The sequence below is a fragment of the Mesorhizobium sp. M00.F.Ca.ET.216.01.1.1 genome (genome assembly GCF_004010325.2).
In the GTDB taxonomy this organism is placed as follows: Bacteria; Pseudomonadota; Alphaproteobacteria; order Rhizobiales; family Rhizobiaceae; genus Mesorhizobium.
In genome coordinates this window covers 1-325 of record NZ_SADR02000355.1, presented here as the reverse complement: position 1 = coordinate 325, position 325 = coordinate 1, and the positions used below count along the sequence as shown (strand labels likewise).

General features: G+C 64.3%; 1 pseudogene. It reads left to right on the top strand.

Annotated features, from left to right (window positions below):
• Positions 1-325, top strand: a pseudogene (locus tag EN859_RS38520) (phosphoglycerate dehydrogenase); the annotation flags it as partial.

The following is a 325-nucleotide window of genomic DNA, read 5'->3' as shown; positions in this document are numbered from 1 at the left end:
GAGCGCAACCAGCGGGATCCTTCCTGGGCAATTCCTCGCGAGCTCAAAATCGCGGTGCCAGCGGACCCCAAACGGCCTTTGAGCGGCGATCGCTCGGTCGCGGTCGGACCGCTTTACGATCCGCAAGGCGACAAGATGCTGGGCGGCGTTATCAATACCTACTCCGCGCTCGCATTCGCAGAGACGACTTTCGGCCTAGTGCGCTCCGAGAGGCCGCTCGGGTCGGTGGAGGATCTCGATCGACGCTCAACAGCCAATCGGGACGCCATCAACGCCCGGGTGTCGCGCAGTCCGGTGCTTCGGCTCAGCGTCACCGAGCCTGAAC